General features: G+C 45.8%; 10 protein-coding genes. 4 read left to right on the forward strand and 6 right to left on the reverse strand.

What is annotated here, in order from left to right:
- Positions 1-308 precede the first annotated feature (308 nt).
- The 3 genes from QT974_RS22845 (at position 309) to QT974_RS22855 (ending at position 3,115) form a co-directional block, all read left to right on the forward strand.
- On the forward strand, positions 309-1,049 hold the full coding sequence (locus tag QT974_RS22845; RefSeq protein ID WP_333470711.1) for a low-complexity tail membrane protein: 741 nt from the start codon (positions 309-311) through the stop codon (positions 1,047-1,049).
- Between the two features lie 239 nt (positions 1,050-1,288).
- On the forward strand, positions 1,289-1,513 hold the full coding sequence (locus QT974_RS22850; RefSeq protein ID WP_333470712.1) for a hypothetical protein: 225 nt from the start codon (positions 1,289-1,291) through the stop codon (positions 1,511-1,513).
- A gap of 411 nt (positions 1,514-1,924) precedes the next feature.
- The gene (locus QT974_RS22855) at positions 1,925-3,115 is read left to right on the forward strand and encodes a glycosyltransferase family 4 protein (protein ID WP_333470713.1); all 1,191 of its coding nucleotides are present in this window, start codon (positions 1,925-1,927) and stop codon (positions 3,113-3,115) included.
- Between the two features lie 272 nt (positions 3,116-3,387).
- Here QT974_RS22855 and QT974_RS22860 read toward each other — a convergent pair whose 3' ends face one another.
- The 6 genes from QT974_RS22860 to QT974_RS22885 form a co-directional block, all read right to left on the reverse strand.
- Positions 3,388-4,596, reverse strand: coding sequence for a DegT/DnrJ/EryC1/StrS family aminotransferase (locus tag QT974_RS22860; RefSeq protein ID WP_333470714.1), 1,209 nt, complete (start codon positions 4,594-4,596; stop codon positions 3,388-3,390).
- Positions 4,597-5,126: 530 nt separating this feature from the next.
- Positions 5,127-5,702, reverse strand: a complete 576-nt coding sequence (locus QT974_RS22865; protein ID WP_333470715.1) for an alpha/beta hydrolase — start codon at positions 5,700-5,702, stop codon at positions 5,127-5,129.
- Positions 5,703-6,037: 335 nt separating this feature from the next.
- Entirely contained in the window at positions 6,038-6,343 is a 306-nt protein-coding gene (locus QT974_RS22870; RefSeq protein WP_333470716.1) for a DUF3493 domain-containing protein, read from the reverse strand.
- Positions 6,344-6,511: 168 nt separating this feature from the next.
- Entirely contained in the window at positions 6,512-7,744 is a 1,233-nt protein-coding gene (locus QT974_RS22875) for a DUF445 domain-containing protein (RefSeq protein ID WP_333470717.1), read from the reverse strand.
- A gap of 174 nt (positions 7,745-7,918) precedes the next feature.
- On the reverse strand, positions 7,919-8,620 hold the full coding sequence (gene ubiE / locus QT974_RS22880; protein WP_333470718.1) for a bifunctional demethylmenaquinone methyltransferase/2-methoxy-6-polyprenyl-1,4-benzoquinol methylase UbiE: 702 nt from the start codon (positions 8,618-8,620) through the stop codon (positions 7,919-7,921).
- Positions 8,621-8,757: 137 nt separating this feature from the next.
- Positions 8,758-9,702, reverse strand: coding sequence for a response regulator (locus tag QT974_RS22885; protein ID WP_333470719.1), 945 nt, complete (start codon positions 9,700-9,702; stop codon positions 8,758-8,760).
- A 156-nt stretch (positions 9,703-9,858) separates the two neighbouring features.
- Between QT974_RS22885 and QT974_RS22890 the strand changes: the two genes are divergently transcribed.
- Positions 9,859-10,953, forward strand: coding sequence for a RuBisCO accumulation factor 1 (locus tag QT974_RS22890; protein ID WP_333470720.1), 1,095 nt, complete (start codon positions 9,859-9,861; stop codon positions 10,951-10,953).
- Positions 10,954-11,009 lie beyond the last annotated feature (56 nt).

Genomic DNA, 11,009 nt, shown 5'->3' on the forward strand with positions numbered 1-11,009 from the left:
CAGTTGGCAGTTGACAGTTGGCAGTTGGCAGTTGACAGTTGGCAGTTGGCAGTTGGCAGTTGGCAGTTGACCGAAAGAAGAAGGAAGAAGGAATTAAGAACTTCCTCATCGTCTTTACCCTTGCTTAAAATTTAAAATTTGCTCGCTCCAATAAGAATTACCGAAATAAACCAGATTTCTGCTTGTAATTCCTCGGTTTGATAGCTAAATATTTACTCTTCGCATCGGATTTCAGAGTTAAGAGTGCATCCCAAAATCTCAAAATCCAAGATTCAAAAATCCTACTTCAAAACTAATAATTAATTAAAGTGCGTTCTTTTTGGTCAGATCCTTTCTTGTGGATTCACCTTTCTGGGGCGGCTGCACTGCCGATTTTCCTCGGACTGTGCTTGCTGGGACTGGCAGTGGGTTCTCCCATGCTCCCTGTCTGGTTAGAGGTGTTTTTAGTTGGTGTAGCAGGTATTGCTCCTGTGCTGTGGATGCAGTGGTTTCGCCCTTTTTACATTTTTAGTATTTTAGTTGTGGCGGTGAAACCGCAGAATTTAACTTCTGTGCAGCAGCGGATTCTGACTCGGTTTAAAACTAAATTAAATCAAGGAATCGCTCTTTTTGTCCCTGTCGTGCTGGCACTAATTTTGTGGCAACTCTACCGATTGGCTCCCCTGGCGGCTTCGGTGGCTCCGTTTTCTCCTTCCTGGCGGTGGGCTGGATTGTCGCTGGCGGCTTGTGGTTTTTTAGCGAGCAATTTGTTTTTGCAGGTATCTGCTAGTGTCTTGGCGGTTTTGCTGACGCCGGAATCGAAATTTTCAGCCACCAAGCCTTATATTTTAGAAAAAATTCGGCAGGATTTTACGATCGCACCTTGGCAAGTCGATCGACTTTTGCCAGCTTTTGCACCCGAGGAGATAACTGCCGCCGAGCCCGCACCCTTCGTGTCAATTGAGCCAGCATTCCCTAGGGAGAATTCGTCAGCCACGAGGATTGTCAACCCAGAACCTGCTGACACCAAGGTTGCTACATCCCTACCCGAGCCGTCGCCCGAAAAGTGAAATAAAAAATTAAAACTCCGAGAATTGTAGTTTAAGCTACTTTAGTTTTGACAGATGTATGCCATAAAAAAAGAGGTAAGGTCTGTGGTCTGATAGAGATTATTAATAATCTTAATATTTAATTTTTAATCGCAGGTTCTGGATATTTATATTGGCTATTTGGAGAGAAGAATCTATAATAGAAAGTGTCAAGGTAAGCTTTCAATCCTTACAGGGGATAAAAACAGAGGTATCACAATATGGCGAATTATCTACCGATCGCAGAACAACCTCAAGCGCCAGAGCCGATCGAGCTGTGCGAAGATTCTGAAATTTGGGGCAGTCTCAAATCGGCGATCGGCGCAAGTTCAGGATTTCAACGCTGGCAGCTAGAACTCAATTTTGAGAATCAGCAGCAAAATGCCACCATCGATCAGCAGGTACGCTCCTATCTGCGCGAAACTTTAGAAACTTTGGCTTACTGAGCGCCCTCAAACCAAATATTGTCACGATTTGTGGATTTTACAGCCTTATTTTGCTGGCATCCCCTCCAATATGCTAAGTGAGTGGCGAAAGTGAGTGCAGAACGCGACTTCCGACATCAAATTGCAGGGGACAGTATTTCTACTTATTAAATTGGAATTAATTCTCGCATCCTACCTGCAACAGACATTTATAAAAATCAACCTAAAATAAGCTCCAAACCCCTCAATACAAAGCGAATCGCAAGCTAAATATTGATGAGTTTGCTACCTAAACTTTCTATAATTCAGATAGATGCAAGATAAAATTAACAGTGCTTGAGTGGCGGTAGCTCGAACTATCCCCATCAACCTGATTGCAACTGTTTTGCACCGTATGTCTTATTTAATACTATACAACCAGAGTTTAGGAAAATGCGTTTAGTCATAGTTCAGTATGCGGGGGATTACGCCGAAGCTTTCGAGCGCTTGGCTGGAAGGGGAAGCGAAAACTACTACGCTCAAAAATATTCTGTGGATGCCGTCACCGAGATGGCAAAACGATCCGAGTCAGTCACGGTGATTTGCTGCATAACTCCAAAATTTGAAAATCGGGTTCTAGAAAACGGCGTGCGGGCGATATCTTGCGGATTCGATAGCACAATAGATTCCCAAAAATTGATCGAGTTAATTGCCGAGCAAAATCCGACTCATTTAGTGATGCGGACGATTATTCCAGATGTTTTGAAGTGGGCAATCAAACGTAAAATTAGAACCATCGCTGTATTTGCCGAATCTATTGCTAATGCCACTTGGCGCCAGAAAATTCACAACTATTTTCTGGCTAATTTGTTGAATAAAAAGCAAATAGAATGGGTGGGAACTTACGGAATTACTTCATCTTTATTGTTTAAAGAAATTGGAGTAAAACCCGATAAAATAATTCCTTGGGACTTCCTTTTAGATAGCGATCCCGGTTCTCTTGCGCCGAAAGAAATACCTGCGAATCTCAAAAAATTGAATTTATTTTACGCTGGTTTGTTAGTACAAAGCAAGGGAGTTGGCGATATCTTAGAGGCGGTAGCAAAGTTAAAAGAGCGCCATATATCAGTGCAGTTAAAAATGGCAGGGAAAGGAGAAGAAGAGTTTTTTGCCCAGCGCGTCGAAGAGTTGCAGATCGAAGATTCTGTAGAATTTCTGGGAATTGTGCCAACTCCTACTTTAGAACCTTTAATGAGAGAAGCTGATGTCGTGCTAGTTACTAGCAGGCACGAATATCCCGAAGGCTTTCCCCTAACAATTCAGCACGCTTTGCGTACTAGAACGCCGATCGTAGCTTCGGATCACCCGATGTTTAAAACCCACTTGAAGCACGGGGTTAACTCCATGATTTTTGAGGCGGGTAACTCTCTGGCTTTGGCAGAATGTATGGAAAAACTAATTTCGGATTCAGCCCTTTATCACAATCTTTCTGTTACTTCTCATTCAACTTGGCATCAGTTGCGGCTGCCTGTAAAATGGGCCCAATTGATCGATCGCTGGCTGGATGATACCCCTGAAAGCAAACAGTGGTTGTTTGAACAACGGCTGGCTTCTGAATACTACAATCCCAAATCCCGCCCATAACCAAGACAACCCTTCGCGGGTGCAGGCAGAAAATGCCTGGGATGTGTTTGAACGAGGCGGCAGTTATCGCGTTGCACAGGCGATTTAAGATAGATTAAAATAACCCCTAACTGATTCGCTAAGGGCAGCAGTTAGGGGTTCTTTTAATGTTGATAGCAGTTGCTCAACAGGATGCAACTGTAGAGAATATCTCAACAATTATCCAGTAAGTCATTCCCACTTCTTTAATCTGCAATGCGAAAATTGAAAATGGGATGACTTGATGGAAAACTTTAGCCTGCGGTTGCTAAAGCCGGACTTTTAGTTTTGCCGATCGCCAAACACTTTTTAACACCAGCAATTACATCTTCAACATCTGCATCGGTTAATTTTGCTGAAATTGGCAAACTAATGGTGTGCAGTCCGATGTAGCGAGCATTCGGATAGTCTTCGGGCTGCCATCCAAACATTTCTTGGTAAACGGGATGTTCCGCCAGACTCATGTAATGTACGCCGACACCGATATTTTCAGCATTGATAGCGTTGAGAAACTCATCGCGGCTGATGCCTGTTTTGGCTTCATCTACCAGAATGGTGTAGAGGTGATAACCGTGAATTGTATCTGCTTCTGGGTTGGCGGGCAGAGTAATCGGCAGATCCGCAAAGGCTTCGTTGTAGCGCTGCCAAATTTGCTCCCGGCGCTGCCAATAGGGGGCGACTTGTTTTAGTTGATGAATGCCGATCGCAGCTTGTAGATCCATCATATTGTATTTAAAACCGACTTCCACGACTTGATAGTGCTTGTAGCCCGAGTCACCGAAGCGTTTCCAAGCATCTTTGCTCATACCGTGTAGCGCTAAAATTTTCAGCCTGTCAGCGTCTGCTTGAGCGCGAGCCAGAATCATGCCTCCTTCGCCCGTGGTGATGTTTTTGGTGACATAAAAGCTGAAGCATCCGAAGTCGCCAAATGTGCCTGCTTTTTTTCCCTTGTACTCTGTTTCGATCGCGTGAGCGCAGTCTTCAATTAACTTCAAATTGTGACGGCTAGCGATCTCGCACAGGGCATCCATATCGCAGGGACGACCGGCAAAGTGAACTGGTAAAATTGCTTTAGTTTTGGAAGTTATTTTTGCTTCGACTTGAGCCGGGTCAATATTCATAGTCACCGGATCGACATCTGCCAGTACCGGTGTTGCTCCGGCGTGGACGATCGCATTAACCGTAGCGCAAAAAGTCATCGGAGTAGTAATGACTTCATCTCCTGGCTTTAACGAAGCAGCGAGGATGCTCAAGTGCAGTGCCGCCGTACAGGAATTAACTGCGATCGCGTACTCGGAACCCTTATAAGCTTTGAAGTCATTTTCAAAAGTCATGACTTTCGGGCCTGTGCCCAACCAACCTGTTTTCATGGTTGACACCACTTCTTGAATTTCAGCATCTTCGATCGCCGGAGCGCCGAACACCAAGAAACGGTCTTTTGAACGAATAGGATTGTTGTTCATGTTGCTAGTGTTACCGAGTTAATAGAGTCGAGCGAGTGAAAGTGTACTACCCTGACCAGTACGATTTTATTTCAACGATTTGAGGTGCTGTTAATTAATCCAGTCTCTCAGCGTTTGTGTTTTCAACTTTTTTTAGTCAAGAGTTTTGGGGAATGCGTTGTCTCAGGGCATCTGTCTTAGCACGAGCTTACTAATGACGGGCCGTTTTTTCGCAATGGCCAGACTCTGACAGCGTTTCTCTATCTTAAGACACATAATCTGCAATGTCCAGCCGATCTTATTTCAGTTTATGGGGGATACAGAAACACTTACCCGCATTTTTTAAATTACATATTTTTATCAGTAAAAATACGGATATTTTATTTATTTTTTTGGTCAACGCTCGCATATTTATCGCGAGACTTCTGCGACAGTCAATTTAAAATCAGGCAAATTTTGCACGCATAAAATCTGAGAGGGCAGTCATTGATACAGATTGAGAAACATTCACCCGATCGATCGCACAAATCAACCGTGCCCGACAAAATGCCCTACAATCGGGGCAGGCGAATCTTGTTGAGAATATCTTGCAGCCGTTCGGAAACGCCGCCCAATTGTTCTGACAAGGCTACAAGTTTACCGTAAGCTTCAACTAAACGATCGCCCTCAACATCAACCTCAGCAGCCGGATAATTCTTCATCGCTTCGAGCAGGGTAATCTCGTTATCATTAGCTGCCGATAGTACCAAAGCCTCGCGCAACGCTTCTCGATTTGCCTTCCCTGAAGGAGTGCGAATTACCTGACCCACCTCATCGAGAACGATGTCTCCCAGCTTACTGTTGAGCGTTTCACCTACAAACCTTTGACTGACTTTGACCGATCTCATCAGACTTCTGCGAATTGCTTCCGGGTCTTTTTTCGCTTGGCTAAGCAGCATTTCTAGCCCGGGCGACATTTTTCCAGTTTGTGCAAACATTTCTAATTCGCTAACTGGTAAAGTCACGCGGATCGCGCTGTATTTCAGTACCACCTTTTCGGCAGCCACCGCTGCACTGCTGTAAAATACAATTCCCGCGCCTGCGGCTAAAAATAACGTCCACCGCCTTTTGAAAAATGACAAGTTCATAGCCAAGCCTCCGAACATCTGTTTCTACTTTGACTTTGACACATTTGGCAACTTGCAGCTTTTAGTAAAATGCCCAACGCCAGCTCTTCTATAAGTGAAGGCTGGCGCTGGGCTAAAATTTATTTTATATATTTAGGGTCTTTATGAAAGCTGACCCCAATTGAACGAGCTAGAAGCGGTTTATGATTAGGGTCTTTAAATTTGCTGACCCCACTTGAACCCACTTACTTATAATGACAGGGATCGATCGCAAACCAGGGTTTCGTAATAATTTCTTTATAATTATAACTTTTCCTTGCTTGAGGTATCTTTTTGTATTGATTTGTAAACTTTTGTTACTTGGACTTGGGGGCTCGGGCCTCGGCGCGCTGCTCAAGGCGAAACAGGAACACCATCAGAGCCACGACTCCGACTTGGAGGGCAAAATTGGGCAAAGCAGAGCCAATTTCGCGGCCCGAGGCAATTTTAGCCAAGAAAACCACACCGCCAATAAAACCGGAAGCACCGCAAGCTACGTAAACAAACTGTCGCAGAGGCCGATAGGGAGCGGCCATTTCTGCGGTTAAACGCTCGTATTGTTGGCGGCTGAGGTTGCGTGGGTTTTTTGGGGTGGTGCGATCGTCCGAATTGGGAAGTGGCATAAATTTAAGAAATAAGTAAATTAGGATTGGGCAAAAAAAATCCGGTTTCTGGGAAAAATCCTCGGGCCCAGGCGGTAAATACAGCCGAAAAACCGGGTTTTTGGTGCTGCGTGCCCCAGTCGAGCCAATCGGGGGCTACAACCAATATGTCACAACTGCCGAAATAAATCACCGCTGGAGCAAAAGCACCACTGTTTGCAAACAGCCGACAAAAATGCCCAAAACGCCTCCTAAATTTACAATTCCCTGCAACTCGCTTTTGACAATTCCTTGAATTGCTAACTCTAAATCTTCGGGAGAAGTGCCTTTTACTCGATCGACAATTACCTGGTCGATATTCAAAATCGGGATCGCCTGAGCTACAATATTTTCTAAATCCCGCTCCAGATAGCGATCTAAAACCAAAGCCAGTTCTTTGCTGACAATTTCCAGGGAAGCATTCATCGCCGACGAAGTTTGCAATCGATTCAGAAGCAACCGCGAAATACTTTCCCAGTCAATAGATTTGCTCAAGCCCTCAAGTACCTCTGTACCTCGCTCTTGAACGTAGTTGCGAACGCTGTCGCGCATGGTTTTTCGCAACTGTCTCACCGTCGAAACCGGTAAATTTTGCATCGACAAATTTTGCAGCCATTCCTGAAGTCGCCCGCGAATTCCCAAGGAAATCGTTAACTCTGCTAGCCGCTGATTTGTAACTTGTCTGTCATCTAGGCAAAAAGTCCGCAGCCGAGTTAAAGTGTTACGCAAACCAAACAAATTTGCTACTACCCAATAAGTGCCGCTGGTTTTTTCTCGAAATCCTTCATCGATAATTGAAATATTGCGATCGGTCAAAAAGTCAATCAGAGCTTGCCGCAGCACTTCCGGTGGTATTACTATCTGCAACAACCAATCAGACAACTGAGCAGCTTGAGAGTCAGTTAGCTGAATCTCCAGCAAAACTTGGTCAAAAATTTGATTGAGCTGAACTTCTAAAAAATCTTCCCGGCGCGCCAAAACTTTGAGAATTCGCGGCACCGATTCCCCCAGCAAATCTCGCAGAATGTTAGCAAGAATTTTAGCAGTTTTTTGTTCGGTGTCTGCTTTTACTTGATCGAGGGCCAACTGCAACAGCCAGAGAATCACCGACTGCATCCGCTCGGTTTGCAGGAGGCGGCGTGCTAAATTTTGCAGTTCTTCTGGTGTGAGCAGCGAACCCATAATTGTGTCAGAAATTCGCTTAGCCAAGCGCTCTTGGTTGCGGGGGATCAAGCCGGGAGTGAAAGGCAACTGCCGCCCTTTGATGTAAATAGCTCGATAGGGGCGGAACAGCATTTTGATGGCTATATCGTTAGTGAAATAGCCAATAATTCCTCCCACTACAGGTGGGGCTAACAACAGCCAAATTTCAGACGGATTCATCAATTATTGGGAAATTGGGAATTGGGAATTGGGAATTGGCCTTCCCAGGGCATCGGGCATCGGCCAAAGAGGGCATTGGTTATTAGTTATTAGTTATTGGAAATTAGAACAACAAGTAACAAGTAACAAATAACTAATAGCAACTGTCAACTGTCAACTGTCAACTGTCAACTGTCAACTGACTAACACCAATACTCCCATCATAGCTCCCGCAATGGGGTAGTGGGTGGCGGTGGCAAATCCGGCTTGGCGGGCGATCGCGACTTGCTCGGAGCCGATCGGGAATTTTTCTAAACTAGGATTAATGTAGGCATATTCTTGAGTCATCCCAAATTGCTGAGCAACGGGCACCACCAGAGTGTCGAGATAAAACTGCTGAAAGCTGAGCATTAGCGAATTGCTGGGGCGGTGGAAGTCGAGAATAGCTGCTTTTGCGCCCGGTTTGAGAACGCGGTGCAATTGGTGAAGACTGCGGGGGATGTCCGTCACGTTACGCAGCCCGTAACCCATGGTGGCGCAGTCGAAGTAATTGTCGGGAAAAGGCAAGTCTAGGGCGTCAGCTTCTACCCAGGTAATCGGACTTGCAGGGGTGAGAAAAGGTCGATCGCGCCTCGCTGCAACGGCCAATTGTTCGGCAGAAAAATCTACTCCAAATACGCAACCGGTAGGCCCTACTTGCTGTGCTAAAAGTAGAGCTAGATCCCCGCTGCCACAGCACAAATCTAAACAAGTATTTGCGGGGGCAGCATTGCTCCATTTTACCGCCATTTGCTTCCAAATTCGGTGCTGCCCCAAGCTCAACCAGTCATTCATTTGGTTGTAAACTGGTGCAATTCGATTAAATATAGTTTTAATTTTTTCTGCGTTATTAGTCATTGGTGATTAGTTATTAGTTATTGGTGATTAGTTATTGGTTATTTATTTGTTACCAATGACAGTTGACTGTTGACTACTAACAACTGACCACTGCTTTCCTAACAACTGTCACAGGTCAACAGTCAACTGTCAACTAATTAATCACCTTGAAAACTCGTCAATACCAAAGCCACTTGTTGAGCGGCGAGGTGAACTGTTGTGAGTTCGTCGGGGCGCAGGGAGCAAGGTTGGTTCCACTGGATGGACATCAGCGCGATCGATCGACCGTTGTGAATTACCGGCACTGTTAGGTGAGCTTGAATGCCTGATTTTTGATAGTGTGGCAGGGTGGCGAGGGCTGTGTCGGTGGCAATATTCACAGCACCCTGAATAGCTTGAGAGGAGATCGCCTCTAGAACCAGAGGGTCATCTGCTAGCCAATTTTCCACTGTTTGGCCGCTGGTGTGAATCCCTTGGGCTGGGATTAAAACGTTTCCTTCCACCAATTGCAAAATGCAAGCGTCGGCCAAAAAATTATCGCTCACAGCCGTAGCAATTGGCTCTAAACTTGCTTCCACACTCGGATAATCCACAGCCGTTTGCATGATGGTTGCTAACAGTTGTATTTGATTTTGGGCGCGGTGCAATTCCTCAGTCCGCTGCTTGAGAACTTCATAGGTCTCGGCCGCTTTTTGCACCACCATTTTCAATTCGTTCGGGTCCCAAGGCTTGGTGATATACTTGTAAACCTGTCCGGAGTTAATCGCATCCACCAAGTCTTCAATATCCGTAAAACCAGTCAAGATAATTCTGACCGTATTCGGAAACTGCGGCACGGTTTTGCTGAGAAATTCCGTTCCCTTCATTTCTGGCATCCGCTGGTCGGAAATGATGACGGCGACCTCGCCCTCGATACCCAGGACTTCCAAGGCGCGAATCCCGCTCTCTGCTTTGAGCACGTTAAAATCTCGTCGGAAAGTGCGGTAGAGTAAATCCAGATTGTCTGGTTCATCGTCTACTACCAGCATTTTGGGTTTTTTCGGTCGGTGTAGGGTCATGAGCTGGCGTTTAATTTGATCGAGCTCTGGAATGGCATTATCCATAACAATACGATAAACTCCCCTTTGTAAATTTAGGCGAGCAACTATTCTGTAACAATAGTCTCACAACTCCCTTACCATAAATCTATCGCTCTGCCGCGACAGGAACCTTGCTAGTATCCAATTACACATAAATTAACGCTGGTTTTTGATTCAATTATGACTGATACACCTCAAGATTCTTCCCCTTCTAAACCTGCACCTTCCACTGATGCTGTGGATGTCGAAAAGTTAATTCGATCGCTCCGCCGCAAGGAAGGCACCTGGGTAGAGTGGGGACAAGCCTGCACGGCACTGTTGCAAGCGGGCTGCAACTCTCAGCAGATTTTTGAACAAACTGGTTTTGAGCCTATTCAACAAAATCAGGTCGGCGTTGCAGCCCAAGTTTACACCAGCATGGTCAATGCTGGTGCTTCGGAGGAAGTTCGATCGCACTTTCTACGCAAAGGTAGTGATATTTTATACGAGTTTCGGATTCTTTCGCAAGTAGAACGAGCCGGAGCGGCAGCTTTGATGCTAGCCCACAATTTGGATGTTGACGATGCGCGCCAAGTTGCTAAGGCGATGAAGGAGTTTTCGCACTTCGGGAGTCTCCCGCAGGGGTTCACAGACACTCCTGGGGATGCTGTAGCTTACCAGTGTTGGCAGTCAGCGAGACAGAAAAGCGATTTGCAAGAACGATCGCGCTTAATTGCTCGCGGTTTAAAATTAGCTAGCAGCCAAACTGCTAGGGCGCAAATCGAGCAGTTGCTGGTAGATTTTACCGTAGTTTCCAGGCGGGCGGCGCCTCGTTTACCAGTTTACAGGCTCGATACCGAGGAACAACTGCCTCGGATTGTCCCGGTTGTAGGCAAATTGCCCCTTTCTACGTCAGATTTGCTGGCTGTGCCTTTGCCGGAGGAAATCGAGCCCTTCCGCATGGTAAAGTTTTCCGGAGCCGGAGCTTGGGTGGCGATTCCTGGATGGCAGGTAATTTTGAACGCGGAAGATCCGGTGGCGGTTTTGGAAATGAGCGATCGACTGCCGGTACCGCTGCAAGGTAAAGTTGAAGAAGTTTTGATTATTGCCGATCGCGCCCAAAGACAGTGGGAAGCAGACAGTTATTTCCTCGCCGATAATGGTGGCAATTTAGAATTGCAATGGTTTGAAACATCTCCCCAGTTGTCGATTTTGGGACGAGTTGTTTTAGTGATGCGACCGAAGAAGATTGTGGATGAAGATTATACCAAAGATGGATGGCAAATTGACGATTAGGCAGTTGACAGTTGACAGTTGACAGTTGACAGTTGACAGTTGACAGTTGACAGTTG

It is taken from the genome of Microcoleus sp. BM001215392, from assembly GCF_036700185.1.
Classification (GTDB): Bacteria; Cyanobacteriota; Cyanobacteriia; order Cyanobacteriales; family Microcoleaceae; genus Microcoleus.